We start from the raw sequence: 22,332 nt of genomic DNA on the forward strand, positions 1-22,332 counted from the left end.
CGCCCCTGTTCGTCGCCACTGCCAGGGTGTGGAATCAAGACATGGCAGAGTTCCCCCACACCCACGCGGACGACGCCGTGCGCGTCGGCGCCGACGTCCTGAGCCCGGCCGACGTCGTGGCGATCGCTCGCTACGGTGCGCAGATCGTGCTCGATGACGCCGCACTCGACCAGATCGCCGAGACCCGCGGCATCGTCGACGCGCTCGCGGCAGACCCGGATCCGCACTACGGAGTGTCTACCGGCTTCGGTGCGCTCGCGACGACGTTCATCGCGCCGGAGCGCCGGCACCAGCTGCAGGCCAGTCTCATCCGCTCACACGCTGCCGGAACGGGGGCCGAGGTTGAGGCCGAGGTCGTGCGGGCCCTGCAGCTGCTGCGGCTGCAGACCCTGGCATCCGGTCGCACCGGCGTACGTCCCGTCGTCGCTGAAACCTACGCCGCCATGCTGAACGCAGGTGTCACCCCTGTCGTCAGGGAATACGGCTCGCTGGGCTGTTCTGGCGATCTCGCGCCGCTGGCGCACATTGCACTGGCAGCGATGGGCGAGGGGAACGTGCGCGTTGATGACATCCTCCAGCCCGCATCAGAGGCGCTCGCGACCGCAGAAATCGAACCGCTCGTCCTCGTGGAGAAGGAGGGGCTCGCCCTCATCAACGGCACGGACGGCATGCTCGGGATGCTGCTGCTCGCCCTGCACGACCTCGAAACCCTCGTCACCACCGCAGACCTGGCGGCGGCGATGTCGATCGAGAGCCAATTGGGCACGGATGCCGTGTTCGCCGCTGATCTGATGGCGCTGCGCCCGCAGGTCGGGCAGGCACAATCGGCGGTGAACCTGCGTATGTTTCTGGCGAACTCGCCCATTCTCGCCAGCCACAGGGGCCCGGAAGACGGCCGAGTGCAGGACGCGTACTCGCTGCGCTGCTCACCCCAGGTACACGGGGTGATGCGCGACACGATGGCACACGCCGCCACCATCGCCTCGCGGGAACTGGCGAGCGTGATCGACAACCCCGTCATCACCGTGGACGGACGCATCGAATCGAATGGCAACTTCCACGGGGCTCCGGTCGCGGCCGTACTCGACTTCCTGGCGATCTCGGTGGCCGATGTCGCCAGCGTCTCCGAGCGCCGTACCGACCGCGCGCTGGATCCCGCCCGCAACCGCGGCCTGCCGCCGTTCCTCGCACATGAGGTCGGCGTGGACTCCGGGCTCATGATCGCGCAGTATGCCGCAGCGGGGATCGTCTCTGAGCTGAAGCGCCTTGCCGCTCCAGCATCCGTCGATTCGATACCGTCATCCGCAATGCAAGAGGACCACGTCTCGATGGGATGGTCTGCGGCCCGCAAGCTCCGTCGAGCGATCGACGGGCTGACACGGGTGCTCGCGATCGAGGTGCTCACGGGCGCTCGCGCTCTCGACCTTCGTGCGCCGCTTTCGTCTGGACCCGCCACCGGAGCCGTCCGCGACCTCGTCCGCACCGTCGTCGAGGGCCCTGGCCCTGATCGCTTCCTCTCGCCCGAGATAGAAGCGGTCACTGAGCTCGTCCGATCGGGCGCCGTTGCCCGCACCGCGAAGGAGAACGCCGATGTCTGACAAAACCCCGCTGTCTCATAGGGGCATCCATGCCGCTCGTGGCAACGAACGCACCGCTCAGAGCTGGGGTGCGGAGGCTGCCAAGCGCATGCTGATGAACAACCTCGACCCGGACGTCGCCGAGCACCCCGAAGAACTCGTCGTCTACGGCGGTACGGGCCGAGCGGCGCGCAGTTGGGAAGCGTATGACGCGATCATCCGCACGCTCGATGAGCTCGAGCCCGATGAGACCCTGCTGGTGCAGTCGGGAAAGCCGGTCGGAGTCTTCCGCACGCACGAATGGGCGCCGCGCGTACTGATCGCGAACTCGAACCTCGTGGGCGACTGGGCGACGTGGCCGGAGTTCCGCCGACTCGAGGCGCTCGGGCTGACCATGTACGGACAGATGACCGCCGGGTCGTGGATCTACATCGGCACACAGGGCATTCTGCAGGGCACCTACGAGACATTTGCGGCGGTGGCGCGATCGCTGGGCCAGGACTCACTGGCGGGGATCTTGACGCTCACCGCCGGTGCCGGCGGGATGGGCGGCGCTCAGCCGCTGGCCGTCACGATGAACGGAGGAGCGGTGCTCATCGTCGATGTCGACGAGACGCGCCTCGCTCGTCGAGTCGAGCGTCGCTATCTCGACGAATACACCGTCGATCTCGATCACGCTGTCGCGCGTGCGCTTGCGGCGAAGGATGCCGGTGAGGCGCTCTCGATCGGGATCGTCGGTAACGCGGCCGAGGTCTTCCCGGAACTGCTGCGTCGTGGCATCCCGATCGATATCGTCACCGACCAGACCAGTGCGCATGATCCGCTTGCCTACCTTCCGGTGGGGATGCCGGTGGCGGAGTGGAAGACCGAGGCGGAGCGCGATCCTGAGGAGTTCACACGCCGCGCGCGCGAGTCGATGGCAGCGCACGTTGCAGCGATGGTGGGATTCCAGGATGCCGGGGCGGCCGTGTTCGACTACGGCAACTCGATTCGGCGAGAGGCTGAACTCGGCGGGTTCGAGCGGGCCTTCGCATTTCCCGGATTCGTGCCGGCGTACATCCGTCCGCTGTTCGCCGAGGGCAAGGGGCCGTTCCGATGGGTGGCGCTGTCGGGGGACCCGGCCGATATCGCCGCAACCGACCGTGCGGTGCGAGAACTGTTCCCCGAGGATGCGGCGCTGCACCGCTGGCTGGATCAGGCGGCCCAGAAGGTGCAGTTCGAGGGCCTTCCGGCGCGGATCTGCTGGCTCGGGTACAAGGAACGGCACCTCGCGGGGCTGAAGTTCAATGAGATGGTGGCGTCCGGCGAACTGAAGGCACCGATTGTCATCGGTCGGGACCACCTGGATGCCGGTTCCGTTGCCTCGCCGTATCGGGAGACAGAAGCCATGGCCGACGGTTCGGATGCGATTGCGGACTGGCCGATGCTGAATGCACTGCTGAACACGGCATCCGGCGCGTCATGGGTCTCGCTGCACCATGGCGGAGGCGTCGGAATCGGGCGGAGCATCCATGCCGGACAGGTATGTGTCGCCGACGGCACTGCGCTCGCCGCAGAGAAGCTCGAGCGCGTACTCACCAATGACCCGGGAACGGGTGTGATGCGTCACGCCGATGCCGGATACGAACGTGCCCGCGAGGTTGCCCGCACTCGCGGCCTAAAGCTCCCGATGCCATGACCCCCACCCCCCACCCCACCCCCACCCCACCCCCACCCCACCCCCACCCCACCCCCACCCCACCCCTTGCGAGTGGGCGCTCGTGGCTCGGTTTTGCGGGATTTTCGAGCCACCAACGCCCACTCGACGACTGATAAGAGGTAGATGATGCGCACCTTGATCTCGAACATTGGGGAGCTGGTGACGAACGCCGACGCGGGGATTCTGCGTGACGCGGCGGTGCTCATCGAGGACGGGCGCATCGCATGGGTCGGGCCAGCAGCATCCGCCCCCACCACTCATGGGCAGGAAATGGAGGTGGTGGATGCTGGGGGACGCGCGATCATTCCGGGATTCGTCGACAGCCACAGTCACATCGTGTTCGCCGGCGATCGCGCTGCCGAGTTCGAGGCGCGGATGGCGGGGGAGAAGTATTCCGCCGGCGGCATCCGATCCACCGTTGCCGCCACGCGCGCGGCCAGCGACGATGCGTTGCGCGCGCGGTTGCGGGGATTCATTGATGAGATGCGTGCACAGGGCACCACCACCGTCGAGATCAAAAGCGGCTACGGGCTCGACGTCGGCACCGAAGAGCGGCTGGTGCGCCTTGCCGCGAAGGTCACCGACGAGGTGACATTCCTCGGCGCGCATGTGGTTCCTTCCGAGTACGCCGATCGGCCGGATGACTACGTCGACCTCGTCGTCGGGCCGATGCTGGATGCCTGTGCCCCCTACGCGAAATGGATCGACGTGTTCTGCGAGACGGGTGCTTTCACCGTTGCTCAGTCTCGCCGCGTACTCGAAGCCGGAATAGCTCGTGGCCTGATGCCGCGGGTGCACGCCAGCCAGCTCCGACCGGGCGGCGGAGTACACCTTGCAGTCGAACTCGGCGCAGCATCCATCGATCACGGCACGTATCTGACCGATGAGGACGTCGCGGCGCTGGCTGGTTCCGACACGGTGCTGACGCTGTTGCCCGGTGTGGAATTCTCGACCCGTCAGCCGTATCCCGACGCCCGGCGCCTCATTGATGCCGGCGTCACCGTCGCGATCGCGTGCGACACGAACCCCGGCTCGAGCTTCACCTCATCGATGCCGCTGTGCATCGCCCTCGCTGTGCGTGAGATGGGGATGACACCGATGGAGGCGCTCTGGGCGGCAACCGCGGGAGGCGCCCGGGCGCTGCGCCGGGATGACATCGGCATCATCGTCCCCGGTGCCCGTGCCGACCTGGTGCTGCTTGATGCTCCGAGTCATGTGCACCTCTCGTACCGGCCCGGTGTCCCGCTGGTCCGGACCGTGTGGAAGGACGGTGCGCGGGTCTTCGACCGTTCATAACTCCTGAAGAACGACGCCAGCAAGGGGGAAAACTGGCCGAGATCCGACATCTCCGGCCATTCTTCAGGAGTTGTGCACGCAGAAGGTGCGAACGCAGAAGGTGTGCACGCAGGAGTTGTGAACGCAGAAGGCGTGAACGCAGAAGTGGCGAACGCTACACCGCGCGCCGCGCGGCGAGACCTGCCAACAGCTCCAGCACGCACAGAGCGGCGAGACGCACGGTCCGAGCATCGTCGGCATCGGCGGTCGCGTCGACCTCAGCGATGTCGGCGCTGACCACACGATGATCGACGGCGACTGCCCGGCTGAGCGCTCGCAGCTCCCACGCGGCCAGGCCGCCCGGGACACTCGCCGGGCAGCCGGGGGCGACAGAGCGGTCGCAGACATCCACATCGATATCGAGATGGATGCGTGACCGAGAGTCCGCTCCAGCGATAGACAATGCCTCCTCGACGACGGCATCGATGCCGCGACGCCGCACCTCGTCAACAGTGATGACCCGGATGCCCCAGGCTTCAGCCCTGCGCGCGTATGCTGCCGAGTTCGCGAAATCGGCGATGCCGATCTGCACGATCCGCGTCGGATCGATGCGAGCACCGTCCGGTGCATCCTCGATGAGGCGGCGCACCGGTGACCCATTGGAGACGCCGTCGCGCAGATCGAAGTGCGCGTCGAAGGTGATCAGTCCGTCGGCTCCAGCGCCCTGCGCGACCGGATAGGTCAACGAGTTATCGCCGCCGAGTGCGATGACGAAAGCCGGCGCCAACTCCTGCATGCGGGCGATGACCGAGGCGATGCCGCTGTCGCCGTCCGGCTCATCGATGTCGCCGGCATCGGCGATCCGCAATGCGGCGTTCAGATCCACGGCGGGCGGTCCCATGAGCGTTGCGCTGTACCGTTGCAGCGCTTCACGGATCGCGCCGGGCGTGGCATGCGCGCCGGTGGGGGACAGCGATGTCCGCCAGGTGGGAACGCCCAGGAGCACAGCGTCTGCCGCACCGTCGAAGGAGGGCCAGCCGCCGGCCCGGGGCCAGAGCGCGTCGTAGGAAAGTGCCATGTCAGACTCCTGGAATCACAGCGTGGGCGATGGTGAAGATCGCCAGCCCCGCGAGGGCTCCGACGACCGTGCCGTTCAACCGGATGTACTGCAGGTCCCGGCCGACCATGAGCTCGATCTTCTCCGTCGTCTCGGCCGGATCCCAGCGCTCGACGGTGTCTGTGATGATCGACGCGATGTCGTGCCGGTACCGGTCAACGAGGAACACTGCGGCGTCGGAGACCCAGGTGTCCACACGCTTCTGCAGCGCAGCATCCGTCGTCAGCCGCTCGCCAACCTCCTGCACGGCCTGCGCCGCGCGTGCACGCAGACCGCTCGCCGGATCCGCGAGAGACTTCAGCAAGCCTGCCTTCGCGGTGTTCCAGGCATCCGCTGCCAGCGCACCCACGCGGGGGCTGTCGAACAGCGATGCCTTCGCATTCTCCAACTTCGCGCGGGTGGCGGGATCGGTCTGCAGGTTGTCGGCGAGGCGACCGAGATAGCCGTCGATCGCCAGGCGGGCCGGATGCTGCGGGTCTGCCTGCACAGCATGAACGAACTTGACGGCCTCGTGATAAACCGTGTCGTCGACGAAGCGGTGCGCGAGGCGCGGCACCCACGGTGGCAGCCGCCGCGAGACGAGGCCGGTGAATGATTCGGCGTTGGAATCCAGCCATGTCGAGATGCTGTCTGCCGCGAGGTCTACGGCGCCATGGTGGGCATCTGCTTCGACGATCTTCTCGAGCCAGGCGCCGGCGGGTGGGCCCCATTCCGGATCGACCAGATGCTCGCGGGCAAGGTCGGTGATGAGGTCGCGGACGTCATCGTCGCTGAGCGCGTTGAGGACGGCAGTCGCGATCGTCGCACCTTCGGCTGCAACCCGCTCAGCGTGCGCCTCCTCGCGCAGCCACTCTCCGGCGCGCCGGGCGATGGCTGTGCTGGCGAGCTTCGTGCGCACCACATCAGCGGCGAGGAAGTTCGTCTCCACGAACTCGCCCAGGGTGCGCCCGATCTCGTCCTTGCGGTTCGGAATGATCGCGGTGTGCGGAATCGGCAGGCCCAGCGGTTTCCGAAACAGCGCCGTGACGGCGAACCAGTCGGCGAGGGCACCGACCATGCCGCCTTCGGCTGCGGCACGGACATATCCCAACCACGGATGCCGGCTCTGCAGCCAGAACGCGATTACGAACACTACCGCCATGAACACCAGCGCGCCGACCGCGATCGCCTTCATTCGGCGCAGCGCCCGCAGGCGCTCCTGGTCGGCAGGAGAGAGGAGGGCCATCGGAGTGCGCGGCATGGTTGTCATCCTCGCACGCGCTCGGCCGCTGAGTCCTTCGGCAGGCCCGCAATTGCCTGTCGAAGGGTACCCTCAAGAGGTGATCGAAGACATCAAGAAGCGCGCTCTGCACCGCACCAGCATCCTCGAAGGGCAGCTGCGCGGAGTCGCCAGGATGATCGAAAGCGAGGAGTACTGCATGGATATCATCACGCAGTCCCGCGCAATCCAGAAGTCACTGGAATCCCTCAACCGTCTCCTGCTCGAGAATCATCTGCGCACCCACGTGACGCATATGTTCGAGGAGGGCGGCGATGAGCGTGAGCAGGCCGTCGGTGAGCTGTTGAAGGCGTTCGACTTCGAGCGGAAGTAGCTCAGGGCGCGGTAGGCGGGCCCAATAGGGCACTCGCTGCGGTGGAGTGCGCCGACTCCGGGTCGGACGGATGGAACATGCCGGCGAGCACGTCGCGGTAGAGGCGGGAGAGCTCGTTCGATGAGAAGTATGACCCGCCGCCCGCGGTCAGGATCGCTTCATCGACCACGCTCTTCGCCATCGTCACAGCGCGGTGCTTGACGCCCGACAACAGGGTGAACCAGCGGGCGCCGTGGTCTGCCTGTTCGTCGACGTCGCGAGAAAGGGCAGCGATCTGCGGCGGGAGAGCGTCGTAGGCGAGGCTCATCTCGGCGATGCGCCAGCGGATGTCGGGATCCTGGCTGTAGGTCAGCCCGGTCTTCTTCGACCTGCGCTTCTGCACGGTGGCGACAGCAAGATCCAACGCGCGCCGTGCGATGCCGGTGTAGACCGACGCGAGCAGCAGCTCAAACACGCTGAAGATCCCGAAGATAATCGGGTCGGGGCCGGGCCCCGGATCGATGCGGCGAACCACGTGCTCCGGACGGGCGAGCGCGCCATCGAGGACCGTGGTTCTGCTCTGCGTGCCGCGCATGCCCAGGGTGTCCCAGTCATCTTTGGTGGTGACCGCATCGGTGCGGTCGATGAACGCGAACACGAGCTTCGGGGCATCCGGTGACGTCGTATCGAGGCCGTGCAGACCGAGCTTCGTCCACACCGGCGCGAGTGAGGTGAAGATCTTGGTGCCGGTGAAGGCGAAGCCGCCGTCCGGCTGCGGCGCGGCGTCGGTGTCACTGCCGAACAGCACCAGGTCGTTTCCCCCCTCGCTGATCCCGAAGGCGAACACCTCGCCCCGGGCTGCTCCGTCCTGGACAAACTCCATCCCGGTGATGCTGCGGTCGCTGAAAACCTTCGCGACGCCGGTCCAGACGAGGTGCATGTTGATGGCCAATGCGGTGGCCGGCGATGCGGTCGCGAGTCGCTGCTGCAGAACTGCCGCCTGCTCGAGACCGAGCCCTGCGCCGCCGCGCTCGGTGGGGACGAGGATCTTCAGATACCCGGCATCGCGAAGTTCCTCGAGGTCCTGTTCCGGAAAAGTGTTGTGGCGGTCGTGGATCGGCGCCCGCTCACGGATGCGCTCGAGCAGATCGTCGGGCAGGTGGGTTGCGGGATCGAAGGTCACTTCGACTCCCTTCGGTCGCTCAGTACGTGTCATGCGAGTGCCTCCAGGATCTGGTGGATGGTGTCGTCGGGCTTGTCGCGGTGCGGGGAGTGCCCCGCGCCGGTGACAACCGACATCGAGATCTTCGCGTTGGCGGTGAGTACCGATTCGGCGGTGGCACCGGTGAACAGACTGTAGATCTTCGGGTCGGCGCCGATGATGTGCGTGGGGATCGTCAGGCGCGCAGCATCCGCCCGCACATCCCAGGGCTTGTTCTGCGCACTGGTCTGCTCAACCGCCCAGCGGCTCGCCCGGTGCACCGCGTCGACTTTGAGTTCGATCTCCTGCGGATGCCAGTGCGGATGCTCCTCTTGCACGGCCTCGGTGCGGTTGTCCGCGAACGCCCGCTCCTGGCTGCGCCGGATGATGGTCTCGTCACGGCCTTCAACGAGGATGGCCGGGTCGATGAGGATGAGCCGGTTCGTCCACGAGGGATCGGATGCTGCCGCAACTGTGCTGGATGCGCCGCCGAGCGAGTGTCCGATCACGGCATCCCAGGCACCGCCTCGACCGGGCAGGAGGGCACCGAGGTCAGCAGCGTAGGCGGGGATCGTGTAGTTCAGAGATCGTGGAGCGTCGCCGTGGCCGCGAAGATCGACAGCGACGGCATGCCAACCGGCGTCGGCGAGGGCTGCACCCAACCGCCACATGAGCGCGGCAGACGAGCCGAGTCCGTGCACGAGAAGCGCCTCGTAGGCGGCATCCGATGATCCCCACGAGATTCGGGGCAGCTGAACGGGGGCGGGCATATCTTCAGCCTATGGGCGGCATGTCTGCGGCGATGGTGAGCACGCGTTCCGCGGCGACATGGCCGGCCTGGAGACATTCGGCGAGAGGGAGTCCCTCCACGGTTGCGGCGAGGAAGCCTGCGGCGAATGCATCGCCCGCGCCGACGGGCTCGACCACGTCGACCGTCGGTGCCGCCACGAAAACGGGATCGGCGTCGCCGTCGAACGCGGTGGCTCCGATGTCGCCGTCTTTTACGATGAGCACAGCGCAGCCCGGGAGGTAAGCGCGGATCTCAGCGGCAGTTGCCGTTCCCCAGATGCGCTCGGCCTCATCGCGGCCGACGAAGGTGATGTCGGCGGCATTGGCCAGGCGTGCGAGGGTGGCGGCGGCATCCTCCATCGACCACAGTGCGCGGCGATCGTTCACGTCGAACGAGACGCGTGCCCCAGCGGCACGTGCGTCGATGAACAGCTGATCGACCATCTGGCGGCAGGTCTCGGAGAGCGCTGGCGTGATGCCGGTGGTGTGCACGAACCGGATGCCGGCGAGTCGCTCTGCCGACAGGAATCCGGGCATCATTGCGGATGCTGCCGAGCCGCGGCGGTAGTAGTAGACAGCGGAGCCCTCGGCACCGGGGTCTTTGAACATGACGCCGGTCGGGGCATCCGGATCGTTCTCGGTCCACAGATCGACGCCGCGTCGTTCCAGTTCCGAGCCGATGCGCGCGCCGAGCGGATCAGCGCCGAGCCGGGAGGCCCATGCCGCTCGCCGTCCGGCCGCGACGAGTCCCGCTGCGACGTTCGACTCCGCTCCGGCGAGGCCGATGCTCGCCTCGTGGGCGTGGGAGAGCGCAGTATCCACCGGTGTGATCAGCGCCATCGTCTCGCCGACGCAGACGATCTCGGGAAGGGGAGAGGAATTCATGAGGATACGACCGCCACAGGTTCGGTGTCAGGAATGGGACTGGGATCGCGGTGGCGCAGATCAGGGAGTGCACGGACGAACGCCACCGAGACGATGAGACCGACGATAGCGAACAGCGCGGCGGCGAGATAGGCGCCTGTTGCGCCTCCCGTGCCGTCTACGAGGAAACCGGCGATCGCCGATCCTGCGGCGGCGCCGATGAGCTGTCCGGTGCCGGCCCAGCCGAACGCCTCGGCAGTCTCGCTGAATTTGACGCTTGCCGTGGTGATGGCGAACATCACGGCGAAGGCCGGGGCGACGCCGAGGCCCGCGAGGAACAGCGCGCCTCCGAGCCAGTAAGCATTGAGCATCACCATGGTCAAGCCGAGGCCGACGGCGACGATGATCAGTCGCCGGGCCATCGCCCAGGGGCCGATCGGGATGTGACCGAACGACAAGCCACCGGCGAGGCTTCCCGCGGCGAACACCGCCAGCACCAGGCCGGCGTTGAGGTTGCCGTGGTCGAACGTGGCGACGACGCCCACCTCGACCGCGGAACATGCGCCGACGACGAGGAATCCGAGGACGGTCGCCAATGCCACCGGTGGGCGCAGCAGCACGCGACCGAATGCGCGGCGACTGCGCGGGATACGTACGCGTCCGACTTCCGGTGAAGAGATGAACCAGCCGCAGCCCAGCACGAGGATGATTGCCACCAGCATGAGCCCGGTGGTCGTGCCGATCTGGGTGGAGACCAGCGTGATGACGACCGGGGCGATGATCCAGATGATCTCCTGCAGAGAGGCATCGAGCGAGAACAGCGGCGTCAGCTGGGATGAGTTGACGAGCTTGGGGTAGATCGTGCGCACTGCGGACTGGACCGGCGGGGTGGACAGGCCGGCGATCAGGCCGCAGGCCATGTATCCCGGCAGGCTCAGCGGCAGCAGTCCAAGGGCCAGCACGGCGAGAGTGCACACGGCGGCTGTGAGGGTGAGCACGCGGCGCATGCCCCACACACCCATCCACCGGCTGGTGACGGGCCCGGCTGCTGCCTGGCCGACTGAGGTCGCAGCAAGTACCAGGCCGGCTGCGCCGTACGATCCAGTCTGCTGTTCGACGTGCAGCAGGATCGCCAGCGATGTCATTCCGCTGGGGAAGCGCGCCGTCAGCTGAGCAATGATCATGCGCCCCACGCCAGGGGTGCGAAGAAGGTCCCGATATCCCGCCACGAGGCAACGATACTCGCGGCCGATGAACACCCTCGAGCGCGACTCGGAACAACACGCCGCGACACGCCGGAGAGGACTTTTCCACAGAACATTGAATGTCTGAACCCGCTCGTAAGGTGCCCCCTGTGGATGGATCCGAGACCGGGGCCCGGGAGCCGCGAGATCATGCGCTTCGCGGGGCTGAAAAATAGATGGCGATCTGTGGATGAAACGGTGGACAACCTGTGTTGTACCAGTGGAGAGCGGTGGAAAACTACACGGATGTAACTACTAGACCTTGTGGTCGCTCTCAATGTCCGTACCTATATGTAGTATTGAAGTCCCGGCGGGGGTCTGCCGGAAAACCTAGATTTGAGGGGAAAGAAATGTCGATCACGGTCTACACCAAGCCGTCTTGCGTTCAGTGCAATGCGACCTATCGCGCGCTGGATGCACAGGGCCTCGAGTACGAGATTCACGACCTCTCTGAAGATGCTGCGGCGCTCGAGCAGGTCAAGGCTTTGGGTTACATGCAGGCACCTGTCGTCGTCACGGACGAGGACCACTGGTCGGGCTTCCGTCCCGACAAGATCAGCGAGCTCGCTTCTCGCTTGGCGTAAGCGCTTCTGGTCGCGAGCAGGGCCACAGAACAAGCTCAGGATCGAAAGAAACGGGGTGAGTCATGACAGTCGTCGCAACGGCTGCGCCACTCCTTGTCTATTTCTCCAGCGTGTCCGGCAACACTGCCCGGTTCGTCGAGAAGCTTGGTCTGCGAGCGGAGCGCATTCCGCTGTATCGCAACGAAGATCCCCTGCTCATCGATGAACCGTTCGTCCTTGTCACGCCCACGTATGGCGGGGGACAGGGACGCGACGTGGAAAAGGGCGCAGTGCCCAAACAAGTGATCCGATTCCTCAACGACGAGCGAAACCGGCGTCACATTCGCGGAGTGATCGCCGCGGGAAATACCAACTTTGGCGATGCATTCTGCCTCGCTGGAGAGATCATCAGCCGCAAGTGCCAGGTGCCGCACTTGTATCGGCTCGAAGTATTCGGCACACAGGATGATGTTGATCGCGTGAGCGACGGATTGGAGCGATGGTGGGCATTGCAATCGACGAGCATGCAGAGCGTGCAGTGACGAACGACCAGGTGGCGTTCAAGGCCAACCCTGCTTTCGAGGGTCTTGACTATCACTCGCTCAACGCGATGCTGAACCTGTACGACGCGAACGGCAAGATCCAGTTCGATGCCGACAAGCGGGCCGCGCAGGAGTACTTCCTGCAGCACGTGAACCAGAACACGGTGTTCTTCCACTCGCTCAAGGAGCGCCTGGACTATCTCGTTGAGAAGGAGTACTACGAGGGTGCTCTCATCGAGAAGTACTCGATGGAGTTCATCCAGAAGCTCAACGACTTCGCCTATGGGAAGAAGTTCCGTTTCGAGACCTTCCTGGGTGCCTTTAAGTACTACACGAGCTACACGCTGAAGACCTTCGACGGCAAGCGCTACCTTGAGCGTTTCGAAGACCGCGTCGTGATGACCGCTCTCGGCCTTGCCGACGGCGATGAGCAGGTCGCACTCGACCTCGTCGAAGAGATCATCTCCGGCCGCTTCCAGCCGGCGACCCCGACGTTCCTGAACTCGGGCAAGGCGCAGCGCGGCGAGCTCGTTAGCTGCTTCCTGCTGCGCATCGAAGACAACATGGAGTCGATCTCCCGAGGCATCAACTCGTCGTTGCAGCTGTCCAAGCGCGGCGGCGGCGTGGCGTTGCTCCTGTCGAACATCCGCGAGGCCGGTGCGCCGATCAAGCAGATCGAGAACCAGTCCTCGGGCATCATCCCCGTCATGAAGCTTCTCGAAGACAGCTTCAGCTACGCCAACCAGCTCGGCGCCCGTCAGGGTGCAGGTGCCGTCTACCTCAACGCGCATCACCCCGACATCATGCGCTTCCTCGACACCAAGCGTGAGAACGCTGACGAGAAGATTCGCATCAAGACGCTGTCTCTGGGCGTTGTCGTTCCCGACATCACGTTCGAGCTCGCCAAGAACGGCGAGGACATGTACCTGTTCTCACCGTACGACGTCGAGAAGGTCTACGGCGTGCCGTTCGGCGATATCTCGGTCACCGAGAAGTACCGCGAGATGGTCAACGACCCGCGTATCAAGAAGACGAAGATCAACGCGCGCGAGTTCTTCCAGACCATCGCCGAGATCCAGTTCGAGTCGGGCTACCCGTACATCATGTTCGAGGACACGGTGAACGACGCGAACCCGATCAAGGGCCGCATCAACATGTCGAACCTGTGCAGTGAGATCCTGCAGGTGAACACGCCGACCACGTACAACGAGGACCTCTCGTACGACCAGATCGGCAAGGACATCTCGTGCAACCTCGGCTCGATGAACATCGCGCTGGCGATGGATGCCGGTGACCTGGGCAAGACGGTCGAGACGGCAATTCGAGGCCTGACCGCGGTGAGTAACCAGAGCCACATCTCCTCGGTGCGCTCCATCGAAGACGGCAACGACCGCTCGCACGCCATCGGCCTCGGCCAGATGAACCTGCACGGTTACCTGGCTCGCGAGCACGTGCACTACGGCTCCGAAGAGGGCATCGACTTCACGAACATCTACTTCTACACGGTGCTGTTCCACGCGCTGCGCGCGTCGAACCTGCTCGCGAAGGAGCGCGGTGTGGCCTTTGACGGGTTCGAAGACTCGACATACGCGTCGGGTGAGTTCTTCGACAAGTACACCGAGCGTGCCTGGGTTCCTGAGACCGAGAAGGTCAAGGAGCTCTTTGCAGGCCAGCACATCCCGACGCAGGAAGACTGGGCTGGGCTGAAGGATTCCATCCAGAAGCACGGTATCTACAACCAGAACCTGCAGGCTGTTCCGCCGACCGGCTCGATCTCGTACATCAACAACTCGACGTCGTCGATCCACCCGATCGCATCCAAGGTTGAGATCCGCAAGGAAGGCAAGCTCGGACGCGTCTACTACCCGGCGCCGTTCATGACGAACGACAACCTGGAGTACTACCAGGACGCCTATGAGATCGGCTACGAGAAGGTCATCGACACCTACGCCGCCGCCACTCAGCACGTCGACCAGGGTCTGTCGCTGACCCTGTTCTTCAAGGACACCGCCACCACGCGCGACATCAACAAGGCGCAGATCTACGCATGGCGCAAGGGCATTAAGACGATCTACTACATCCGTCTTCGCCAGATGGCGCTCGAGGGTACGAACATGGACGAGTGCGTCAGCTGCATGTTGTGATGCTTCTGCCCAGGTATTTTTCTGAGATTGAGAGATAGACGATGACCCCCTCACCGAAGCTCGCGCTGGTCGACCACGTGCAGGCGATCAACTGGAACCGCATTGAGGACGACAAGGACCTTGAGGTCTGGAACCGCCTGGTGAACAACTTCTGGCTGCCCGAAAAGGTGCCGCTGTCGAACGACATCCAGTCGTGGAACACGCTGACACCCGAGGAACAGCTGATGACGATGCGCGTCTTCACCGGGCTGACCCTGCTCGATACGATCCAGGGCACGGTCGGCGCGGTATCGCTGATCCCGGATGCGATTACCCCGCATGAGGAAGCTGTTTACACCAACATCGCCTTCATGGAGTCGGTGCACGCGAAGAGCTACTCGTCGATCTTCTCGACGCTGTGCTCGACGAAGGAGATCGACGAGGCATTCCGTTGGTCTGTGGAGAATCAGAACCTTCAGAAGAAGGCTCAGATCATCACGGACTACTACCGGGGCGATGACCCGCTCAAGCGCAAGATCGCCTCGACGCTTCTCGAGTCGTTCCTGTTCTACTCGGGTTTCTACCTGCCGATCTATTGGTCTTCCAAGGCGAAGCTGACGAACACGGCCGACCTCATCCGCCTCATCATCCGCGACGAGGCTGTGCACGGGTACTACATCGGCTACAAGTATCAAAAGGGCCTCGAGAAGGAGACCCAGGAGCGTCGCGACGAGTTGAAGGATTACACCTTCAACCTGCTCTACGAGCTCTACGAGAACGAGGTGCAGTACACACAGGATCTCTATGACGGCGTCGGCTTGACCGAGGACGTGAAGAAGTTCCTGAACTACAACGCCAATAAGGCTCTGATGAATCTCGGCTATGAGGCAATGTTCCCCTCCGAGGTGACGAACGTAAACCCGGCGATCCTGTCGGCGCTGTCTCCGAACTCGGATGAGAACCACGACTTTTTCAGCGGGTCGGGTTCTTCATACGTCATCGGCAAGGCCGAGGCGACAGAGGACGACGACTGGGACTTCTAAGAGTTACTCTCCGAAGTCCCGGCTGAAAAGCCTGGTCAGAGGCCCGGACCTGCGAAATCTCGCGGGTTCGGGCCTTTTCAGGGTCTGTGGGTGAAAGTGCCGGATGATGTTTGCCGTCGTTGCCGCCAGGTTGGCGAGTTCACGCGTACTCCACGTGACATTCGACTCCTCAGATCCATTTACTGCGTTTGAAGACGAGGTAGAGCATAACGGCGAGTGCGAGCATCAGCCCCAGAGCGAAGAGATACCCGAGCCCCCAGCTCAGTTCGGGCATGATCTCAAAGTTCATGCCATAGACCCCACCGATCAAGGATGGTGCGAAGAGAATCGCGGCCCACCCGGAGATCCTCTTCATGTCTTCGTTCTGCCGCTGGTTCACCAGCGTCGCATTCACACTCAGGATCTGTGTGAGCGCATCTCGAAGCATCGCCGCCTTCGCGGCTGCTTGCGTGAGATCATCGGCTACCGCATCCAAGCGCATGAGCAACTCTTGTGAGATTGCCTGCTTATCCGTACCCGATCGCAGCATGTCGACGGCATCCGTCATCGAGGTGATTGCCTGTTGAATCTCTATTACTTCCCGGCTCAGCCGATAGATGCGCTCGGCAACGGAGATATCGCCGCTGAATACCTGTCGTTCGATCTCTTCTTTATCGTGCGCAATGCCGCGAAGGACCGGTCCGTACCCGTTGACGATCGTGTCGAGGAGCATATAAACGACTGCGATCGGCCCCATTCTGAGTAGTGTCTGATCGGCGAGCAAGGCACGTTCCCGATCGCCGAAGTCGACGTTGTCCTCGTCAACGGTGGCGGTCGCTGGGGCGCTGATCCACCGGTCATCCTGACAGATCACTGCAACCGCACCCGGACGCAAGAGGACGTGAAACTCCCCGAAGTCCACTTCCTCGGTCTTGTCAACATATCTCGCTGCCCGCGCGACGAGGAAGAGTGTTTCGCCGTAGCGCTCGAGCTTGGGTCTTTGTCCCGCATTGATGAGATCCTCGATCAGCACAGGGTGAAGATCCCACGCTTCTGCGAGTTCGTTGACCTGATCAGCACGGGGATTCGCGTACAGGAACATCGCCATATGACCTGAGTTGTCACGAGCGAACGCGGTGGCCTCTGCCACCGACACCCCCTCGGGAACGGGCGCGGGAAGACCATCCACGACATATCTGGCCAGTTTGCCGCTCAGATAGGCGGTGTCAGAACTCTGTTCAACTGGCTGACGATGAAAAAGCCCTCCGAACCCGAAGTCATTCGGCCACACTCTTCGCACGGGTGCCCCCCTCAAGACATGAATTCTCTGCGGCGCTCCGTTGCCCGCAGGTCGTCCGGCGCGTCACGCTGAGCCTATCCGAGCGCGGCGGGTGCGGTGGACGAGCTCGGCACGGTAACCTCGGTGCAAGCGCAGAGGGAGTGAGCATGCAAGGTTCCACAGTGGAGGCCTCGCCCGCAGCGGCAGGTCGAAGGCGCATCGTCGGCCTCGCTCTGAAGCTGCTCGTCGGTCTGGTGATCATCGCCGCGCCCGTGCTGATCGCCTCGAACTGGGTGCCCGGCATCAGCGAGGTCGCGTTCTACGGGGTTCTGGCAGCGTCCTTCGGCTGGATCAGCGGTGGCCCACGGGGTGGGGCGGCGATCGTGGCCTCCCTGGCGGTACTCGGCGTGGTCTCAGTCCTGCTGCACGGACAGACATGGGCGCTCGCCCTGATCTTGCTACTGCTGGGGCTGGCATATGGCTTCGCGGCCAGTCGAGGCGTTGGCAAAATCGTGCTGCAGCTGCCGATACTCACGCCCTATTTCATGCTCAAGCCTCCGGCGCTCTTCAACAATCCCGCCGTCATCGATGCCACGTACATTATCGGCGTGATCGTCGTCATGATCACCGTCGGGTTCTGGACGATTCTTGTTCTGCACCTGGCCGTAGGCAAGCGCGCTCTGAAGCCGTTGGAAGCGCACAATCTCCGTATTCCACTGATCTACGGTGCGATTCTCGGACTGTTCTCTGCGGCGGTGATGATTATCGGGACCACCACCGATGTCAAGACGCATTGGGTCTGGATCACACTCACGCTTTACGTGCTCGCTGATCCGCAGCAGCTCTATTCGCGCGCGAAGACGTGGGGCCGGGTGCTGGGCACACTCGCCGGGTTCGTGGTGGTCTCGCTGATTTCGCTTCTCGGTGTACCCGATGGGGTGCTGATCTACCTGGCGATACCGGCGCTCTGGCTGTGCTTGTTGTTCATGCTCCTGAAGAAGCCGTACTGGCAATACGCCTTCTTCCTCACGATCACCGTCGTGCTTATGGACACGTCGGACGTAAGTACCTTGTTGCTCGATGCGGAGCGGTTAGGGTTCACCCTTGTGGGCGCCGGGCTCTCGGTGGTTGCCGCGCTGCTGGTGAACTTCCTCGGATATGGCCGCGCCGGTCTCAGATCCTCGGAACGCCAGTGAGATGACACGCTCAGCTGAAGCCGCGCAGCAGAGAGGACCGCTGGATCGAGTGCTGCTGGCGATCGCCAAACGCACGTCGGGCGTGCGGTTCGTGCGCCGTCCCGCCACCGCTGACGCGCCGGCATTCGACCTCGCCTATGTCCGCACTGGGCCGGTCGGACAACGGCCGCCCGCGGTCGTGATCCCGGGCGGACCGGGTCTGGGATCGGTCTTGCCCTATCGGGTACTGCGTAGCCTGGCATCCCGGCGGGGGCTCGACCTGATCATGGTGGAGCACCGCGGCATCGGGCTGTCACGGAAAGACGTGTCCGGAAGAGACCTCCCTCGCTCGAGCATGCAGATCACTGAGGTGCTCGGTGACATCGCGGCAGTTCTCGATCACGAAAAGGTTCAGCAGGCGCACATCGTCGGATCGTCATACGGCAGCTACCTCGCCTCGAGCTTCGGAGTCGCGTACCCTGATCGCGTCGCAGGGATGCTCCTTGACTCAGCTCTCCAGTCCGCAGGTGACATCGACATCGAACGAGCCGCCGTACGCGGGGTGCTGTGGGATGCGCACGGCGAATCAGCGCGTCTCGTTCGGCGCCTTGCCGAGGCCGGGATCAGTCAGCGCATACTGCTGGACGTAGCGCGTGCCGCATATGAGCTGGGCGGAGACGCGCTCTTGATCCCGTTGCTTCGTCATCGGCTGCGCTGGCAGCGCAGCTGGGCATGGCGGGCGCTGGAGTCATACGCCACGCGGGATTCTTCGCTCATCCGCTTCCCCGGTATCTACGAGTTCGATCTTGCCGGAACGATCGGCTTTCGCGAACTTGGTTATGGGGGACAGGGCGACGGGCTGCCGCTCGATCCGGCGCTGACATACGCGCCACTCGCTTCGCAGTTCCCTGCGTTCGAGAGGGAGCCGTTCGACCTGATCACCGGCGTGCAACGCTTCGACTGGCCGCTGGTGGTGTTGACCGGTTCCCGGGACCTGCGCACACCCCCCGCGATCGCAGCGCGTGTCGTGGCGGCGGCACCCCAGACGATCACCGTGCCGATCGAGAACGGGCACAGCGCGCTGGACACCCATCCCGTTGCACTCTTGAACGCGCTCGACTGGCTTGTCCGTGGCAAACAGAATGGATTGCCTGGAATCGTTGCACAACTGGACCGCTTGCCTCGCAAGGGCATTGCCGCACGCGCACCCGGTGTGCTCGCGGCGGTGATTGGCGGCAAGAACTAGGCGCACAGGCCAACGGGTTACCGTAACCGTTGGCCTGTGCTTTCGCGAGCGTCAGACGCGCTGCGCGTGTACGTTCATCAGTGCCGCGGCGTCTTCGTCGGTCATGCCAGTGATCGGCTCACCGTTCCACACGATGTCCGCGCCCATCGCCTTGAGTAGTTCCTCACGATGTCCGTCGGCGAGCTTGGCGCCGTGGACGAGCGCGGCCGGTCCCCACATCATTGCGAGGGAGTCGTGCCATCCGTGCCCGATGTCGTGCACGTGCAGCAGGTCGTGCAGCGAAGTCTTCAGGTGCTTGACCGGTTCCGCGAACGAGTCAGCGAACACCGCGAGACGGACCTGGCGCTCCACGCCCGGGTGAACGAGAATGGGCTCGTCGACCTCGCCGCTGAATGCCTTCAGGAACTCTGCGGTCTCAAGAAGAATCACGCCGTTCGTCGGACGCGGGTTGCACTCGATCGCGTAGAGCTCGCCATGGTGGTTGACGAAGTCGAATGAGAGCTGGCCGGTGAAGGTCGGGTCGAGCTCGTCAACGAGTTTCTGCGTGTACTCGAGCGTCTTCGTGCTGTCTTCGGCCAGGAACGCGATGCCTGTGCTGTGCGCCCACTGTTCCGGCGCACTGTACGTGCACTGCGCGGTGACCCGACCGTTCACGATCACGCTGTACGTGCAGATCATGGGCCCGTCTGTGAACGGCTGGACCAGCCAGGGCTGCTCGGGGGTTGGGTGGCAGTCTTCGACGGCCATTTTCCCCGCGAGGGGGCCGGTGTTCGTCAGCAGTCCTACACCGCCTCGCGAGTAGACGGCGCGCGCGAAGAACTGGGGGAAGCGGGCGATCGCCTCGTGGAGCTCTTCCTCGTCGGAGACGACGACTGTTTCGGGAATGGGCACTCCCGCCCGCTCCACGAGGCGCTGGAAACTGCCCTTGTCGTGAAGCTGCGCGAGCGCACTGAAGCTGCCGGTGAAGAGGCGGACGCCTTCGGAGAGGTCCGCGACCCGGGCTGCGAGGTAGAAGGCTTCCTCGAAGGTGGGAATGATCGTGTCGATCTGGTGCGCGGCGACGATCCGGTTCACATCCGCGATGAACTGATCAGTCTCGAACCGTGGTGACGCCGTCACCTCGTGTGCGGCGAGGAATCGGGAGTGGCTTCCCATCGCGCCTGCGAAAGTGTCAGCGGCGACAACATAATTGCCGGCGCTGCCGAGCTTTCGGATGAGATCTAAGGCGAACGTATTACGTGAACTGGTGACCAGGATGCGCATCGAGCGTCCTCTCAAAGGGGCAGCATGAACATTTCACGCTGAGACTATCGGATCGGCGAGCCGCTGACGTACACGCCCGGCCGACGCGATATCCCTTGGTCGTTCGGCACTGCTATGGTGACCGGTAACTGAGGTTGCACAGGGGGGTGAAACGAGAAGCGGCGCGTATTGTCGCCCATTTTCCATGCGGGTGCAGCGAACCGGATCAGGCTTCGTTGCGGCTGCCGAGTAGTCGAACGAGTCCGTTTCTGAGGCGGATGCCGATCGCGCTGATCCGCACCAAGTGCGGACGACTGTATTTCCATCTTTCACATCCGAGAGGACGATCCATGTCAGAACGTTTCCGTATCGCGTCCGAGCAGAGCTCCGATGCAGCGCTTGAGCTTGCCCCAGTTTTCACCCGCCCGGGCGAAGCCTCGACGCTTCCGAAGTTCAAGATGCCCGAAGGCATGATGGCTTCGGACACCGCATACCAGATCGTGCACGACACCGCCATGCTCGACGGCAACTCCAGGCTCAACCTCGCCACGTTCGTCTCCACCTGGATGGATGAGAACGCGCAGAAGCTGCACCTCGAAGCTGCCGATAAGAACATGATCGACAAGGACGAATACCCCGCAACTGCGGAGATCGAAGACCGCTGCTGGAGGATTCTCGCCGACCTGTGGAGCGTGCCGGACGCAGACGACACCATCGGTACCTCCACGATCGGTTCCTCTGAGGCCTGCATGCTCGGCGGTCTCGCGCTGAAGCGTCTGTGGCAGGAGAGTCGCAAGGCGGAAGGCAAGTCAACGGAGAAGCCGAACCTCGTGCTCTCGTCCGGTGTGCAGGTCGTGTGGGAGAAGTTCTGCAATTACTGGGATGTCGAGGCTCGTTACGTTCCGGTGAGCGAGGAGCACCTCGTGCTGGACGGCTTCGAGCTGGAGAAGTATGTCGATGAGAACACCATCGGTGTCGTCGCCATCCTCGGTCAGACCTACACGGGGCTTTATGAGCCGGTCAAGGAGATCGCTGCGAAGCTCGATGAGATTCAAGCGAACACGGGCGTCGACGTGAAGATCCACGTGGACGGTGCTTCCGGTGCAATGGTCGCACCGTTCTGCCAGCCGGACCTTGAATGGGACTTCCGGATCGACCGCGTCAACTCGATCAGCACTTCGGGTCACAAGTACGGTCTCGTCTACCCGGGCGTCGGTTGGGTTGTCTGGCGAAACAAGGCGGTCTGCCCGGAGAGCCTCATCTTCCACGTCAGCTACCTCGGCGGCGACATGCCGACGCTCGCGTTGAACTTCTCGCGCCCCGGCTCGCAGGTGCTGCTCCAGTACTACCAGTTCCTGCGTTTGGGCCGCGAGGGCTACACGGCGATCCAGCAGGGCTCGATCGACGTGGCGACCTACTTGTCGTCAGAGATCGCCAAGATGGAGAACTTCGAACTCGTCAGCAAGGGGGACACCATCCCCGTGTTCGCATGGCGGCTCACTGCGGAAGACCGCAACTGGGACCTGTATGACCTCGCCGATCGACTCCGCATGCGTGGTTGGCTCGTCCCCGCGTACCCGATGCCGGACAACATGAGCGACATGATCGTGCAGCGCATCGTCGTGCGTTCCGACCTGAGCAAGGATCTTGCGGGTACGTTGCTAACCGCGATCAAGGAAGAGGTCTCGTACCTGGAGGGCCTGTCCACGCCGCTCCCGCGTGAAGCGAAGAAGCAGAGCTTCGCGCACTGACCGTTGAGGTGGGTGCCGCTGAATGGCGGCACCCACCACCGAACTCAGCCGA

Annotated in this window: 19 protein-coding genes; 11 read left to right on the top strand and 8 right to left on the bottom strand. The window is 63.8% G+C overall.

What is annotated here, in order from left to right:
- Nucleotides 1–41 precede the first annotated feature (41 nt).
- From hutH to hutI, 3 genes are all read left to right on the top strand, one after another.
- A complete protein-coding gene (gene hutH / locus ACSS7Z_RS11650) occupies nucleotides 42–1,598 on the top strand; it encodes a histidine ammonia-lyase (protein WP_438254932.1) in 1,557 nt (518 codons plus the stop codon).
- Entirely contained in the window at nucleotides 1,591–3,255 is a 1,665-nt protein-coding gene (gene hutU, locus ACSS7Z_RS11655) for a urocanate hydratase (RefSeq protein ID WP_438254933.1), read from the top strand. Before hutH ends, hutU begins: the two co-directional genes overlap by 8 nt.
- 147 nt (nucleotides 3,256–3,402) lie before the next feature.
- Nucleotides 3,403–4,572 carry an imidazolonepropionase gene (gene hutI / locus ACSS7Z_RS11660; RefSeq protein ID WP_438254934.1) on the top strand — a complete coding sequence of 390 codons (1,170 nt, stop codon included), beginning with the start codon at nucleotides 3,403–3,405 and terminating at the stop codon, nucleotides 4,570–4,572.
- 154 nt (nucleotides 4,573–4,726) lie between these two features.
- Here hutI and ACSS7Z_RS11665 read toward each other — a convergent pair whose 3' ends face one another.
- A complete protein-coding gene (locus ACSS7Z_RS11665; protein WP_438254935.1) occupies nucleotides 4,727–5,629 on the bottom strand; it encodes an arginase family protein in 903 nt (300 codons plus the stop codon).
- A 1-nt stretch (nucleotide 5,630) separates the two neighbouring features.
- A complete protein-coding gene (locus ACSS7Z_RS11670) occupies nucleotides 5,631–6,908 on the bottom strand; it encodes a DUF445 domain-containing protein (protein WP_438254936.1) in 1,278 nt (425 codons plus the stop codon).
- A gap of 79 nt (nucleotides 6,909–6,987) precedes the next feature.
- On the opposite strand from ACSS7Z_RS11670, the gene ACSS7Z_RS11675 reads away from it, so the two are divergent.
- Complete coding sequence (locus ACSS7Z_RS11675; RefSeq protein WP_438254938.1) at nucleotides 6,988–7,260, top strand: metal-sensitive transcriptional regulator; 273 nt, start codon at nucleotides 6,988–6,990, stop codon at nucleotides 7,258–7,260.
- Between the two features lies 1 nt (nucleotide 7,261).
- On the opposite strand, the gene ACSS7Z_RS11680 is transcribed toward ACSS7Z_RS11675, so the two are convergent.
- The 4 genes from ACSS7Z_RS11680 to ACSS7Z_RS11695 are packed head-to-tail and all read right to left on the bottom strand — an operon-like array spanning nucleotide 7,262 to nucleotide 11,322.
- The gene (locus ACSS7Z_RS11680) at nucleotides 7,262–8,422 is read right to left on the bottom strand and encodes an acyl-CoA dehydrogenase family protein (protein ID WP_438254939.1); all 1,161 of its coding nucleotides are present in this window, start codon (nucleotides 8,420–8,422) and stop codon (nucleotides 7,262–7,264) included.
- A gap of 29 nt (nucleotides 8,423–8,451) precedes the next feature.
- Nucleotides 8,452–9,210, bottom strand: a complete 759-nt coding sequence (locus ACSS7Z_RS11685; RefSeq protein ID WP_438254940.1) for an alpha/beta fold hydrolase — start codon at nucleotides 9,208–9,210, stop codon at nucleotides 8,452–8,454.
- A gap of 4 nt (nucleotides 9,211–9,214) precedes the next feature.
- Entirely contained in the window at nucleotides 9,215–10,114 is a 900-nt protein-coding gene (locus ACSS7Z_RS11690; RefSeq protein WP_438254941.1) for a sugar kinase, read from the bottom strand.
- Nucleotides 10,111–11,322 carry an MFS transporter gene (locus ACSS7Z_RS11695; protein ID WP_438254943.1) on the bottom strand — a complete coding sequence of 404 codons (1,212 nt, stop codon included), beginning with the start codon at nucleotides 11,320–11,322 and terminating at the stop codon, nucleotides 10,111–10,113. The genes ACSS7Z_RS11690 and ACSS7Z_RS11695 overlap by 4 nt, the downstream gene beginning before the upstream one ends.
- 365 nt (nucleotides 11,323–11,687) lie before the next feature.
- Here ACSS7Z_RS11695 and nrdH point away from each other — a divergent pair, with 365 nt between their 5' ends.
- The 4 genes from nrdH (at nucleotide 11,688) to nrdF (ending at nucleotide 15,608) form a co-directional block, all read left to right on the top strand.
- Complete coding sequence (gene nrdH / locus ACSS7Z_RS11700; RefSeq protein WP_438254944.1) at nucleotides 11,688–11,921, top strand: glutaredoxin-like protein NrdH; 234 nt, start codon at nucleotides 11,688–11,690, stop codon at nucleotides 11,919–11,921.
- A 62-nt stretch (nucleotides 11,922–11,983) separates the two neighbouring features.
- Complete coding sequence (nrdI, locus tag ACSS7Z_RS11705) at nucleotides 11,984–12,442, top strand: class Ib ribonucleoside-diphosphate reductase assembly flavoprotein NrdI (protein WP_438254945.1); 459 nt, start codon at nucleotides 11,984–11,986, stop codon at nucleotides 12,440–12,442.
- Nucleotides 12,400–14,586 carry a class 1b ribonucleoside-diphosphate reductase subunit alpha gene (gene nrdE / locus ACSS7Z_RS11710; protein WP_438254946.1) on the top strand — a complete coding sequence of 729 codons (2,187 nt, stop codon included), beginning with the start codon at nucleotides 12,400–12,402 and terminating at the stop codon, nucleotides 14,584–14,586. The genes nrdI and nrdE overlap by 43 nt, the downstream gene beginning before the upstream one ends.
- 41 nt (nucleotides 14,587–14,627) lie before the next feature.
- On the top strand, nucleotides 14,628–15,608 hold the full coding sequence (nrdF, locus tag ACSS7Z_RS11715; RefSeq protein ID WP_438254947.1) for a class 1b ribonucleoside-diphosphate reductase subunit beta: 981 nt from the start codon (nucleotides 14,628–14,630) through the stop codon (nucleotides 15,606–15,608).
- A gap of 169 nt (nucleotides 15,609–15,777) precedes the next feature.
- Here the strand turns inward: nrdF and ACSS7Z_RS11720 are convergent, their stop codons facing one another.
- Nucleotides 15,778–16,776 (bottom strand): magnesium and cobalt transport protein CorA, encoded by a 999-nt coding sequence (locus ACSS7Z_RS11720; protein ID WP_438254949.1) that lies wholly within the window; start codon nucleotides 16,774–16,776, stop codon nucleotides 15,778–15,780.
- Between the two features lie 257 nt (nucleotides 16,777–17,033).
- On the opposite strand from ACSS7Z_RS11720, the gene ACSS7Z_RS11725 reads away from it, so the two are divergent.
- Nucleotides 17,034–18,062, top strand: coding sequence for an FUSC family protein (locus ACSS7Z_RS11725; RefSeq protein WP_438254951.1), 1,029 nt, complete (start codon nucleotides 17,034–17,036; stop codon nucleotides 18,060–18,062).
- A 1-nt stretch (nucleotide 18,063) separates the two neighbouring features.
- Nucleotides 18,064–19,287, top strand: coding sequence for an alpha/beta fold hydrolase (locus ACSS7Z_RS11730; protein WP_438254952.1), 1,224 nt, complete (start codon nucleotides 18,064–18,066; stop codon nucleotides 19,285–19,287).
- A gap of 51 nt (nucleotides 19,288–19,338) precedes the next feature.
- Here the strand turns inward: ACSS7Z_RS11730 and ACSS7Z_RS11735 are convergent, their stop codons facing one another.
- Entirely contained in the window at nucleotides 19,339–20,550 is a 1,212-nt protein-coding gene (locus ACSS7Z_RS11735) for an ATP-grasp domain-containing protein (protein ID WP_438254953.1), read from the bottom strand.
- Between the two features lie 329 nt (nucleotides 20,551–20,879).
- Here ACSS7Z_RS11735 and gad point away from each other — a divergent pair, with 329 nt between their 5' ends.
- On the top strand, nucleotides 20,880–22,280 hold the full coding sequence (gene gad, locus ACSS7Z_RS11740; protein ID WP_438254955.1) for a glutamate decarboxylase: 1,401 nt from the start codon (nucleotides 20,880–20,882) through the stop codon (nucleotides 22,278–22,280).
- Nucleotides 22,281–22,332 lie beyond the last annotated feature (52 nt).

The organism is Microbacterium wangyouchuni (genome assembly GCF_051546305.1).
Taxonomy (GTDB): Bacteria; Actinomycetota; Actinomycetes; order Actinomycetales; family Microbacteriaceae; genus Microbacterium.

Coding starts and splice junctions, on each gene's coding strand:
- nrdH (WP_438254944.1), top strand. CDS start 11,688: ATGTCGATCACGGTCTACACCAAGCCGTCTTGCGTTCAGTGCAATGCG.
- nrdF (WP_438254947.1), top strand. CDS start 14,628: ATGACCCCCTCACCGAAGCTCGCGCTGGTCGACCACGTGCAGGCGATC.
- ACSS7Z_RS11730 (WP_438254952.1), top strand. CDS start 18,064: ATGACACGCTCAGCTGAAGCCGCGCAGCAGAGAGGACCGCTGGATCGA.
- nrdI (WP_438254945.1), top strand. CDS start 11,984: ATGACAGTCGTCGCAACGGCTGCGCCACTCCTTGTCTATTTCTCCAGC.
- ACSS7Z_RS11690 (WP_438254941.1), bottom strand. CDS start 10,114: ATGAATTCCTCTCCCCTTCCCGAGATCGTCTGCGTCGGCGAGACGATG.
- ACSS7Z_RS11670 (WP_438254936.1), bottom strand. CDS start 6,908: ATGCCGCGCACTCCGATGGCCCTCCTCTCTCCTGCCGACCAGGAGCGC.
- hutH (WP_438254932.1), top strand. CDS start 42: ATGGCAGAGTTCCCCCACACCCACGCGGACGACGCCGTGCGCGTCGGC.
- ACSS7Z_RS11685 (WP_438254940.1), bottom strand. CDS start 9,210: ATGCCCGCCCCCGTTCAGCTGCCCCGAATCTCGTGGGGATCATCGGAT.
- ACSS7Z_RS11725 (WP_438254951.1), top strand. CDS start 17,034: ATGCAAGGTTCCACAGTGGAGGCCTCGCCCGCAGCGGCAGGTCGAAGG.
- hutI (WP_438254934.1), top strand. CDS start 3,403: ATGCGCACCTTGATCTCGAACATTGGGGAGCTGGTGACGAACGCCGAC.
- ACSS7Z_RS11665 (WP_438254935.1), bottom strand. CDS start 5,629: ATGGCACTTTCCTACGACGCGCTCTGGCCCCGGGCCGGCGGCTGGCCC.
- ACSS7Z_RS11735 (WP_438254953.1), bottom strand. CDS start 20,550: ATGCGCATCCTGGTCACCAGTTCACGTAATACGTTCGCCTTAGATCTC.
- hutU (WP_438254933.1), top strand. CDS start 1,591: ATGTCTGACAAAACCCCGCTGTCTCATAGGGGCATCCATGCCGCTCGT.
- nrdE (WP_438254946.1), top strand. CDS start 12,400: ATGGTGGGCATTGCAATCGACGAGCATGCAGAGCGTGCAGTGACGAAC.
- gad (WP_438254955.1), top strand. CDS start 20,880: ATGTCAGAACGTTTCCGTATCGCGTCCGAGCAGAGCTCCGATGCAGCG.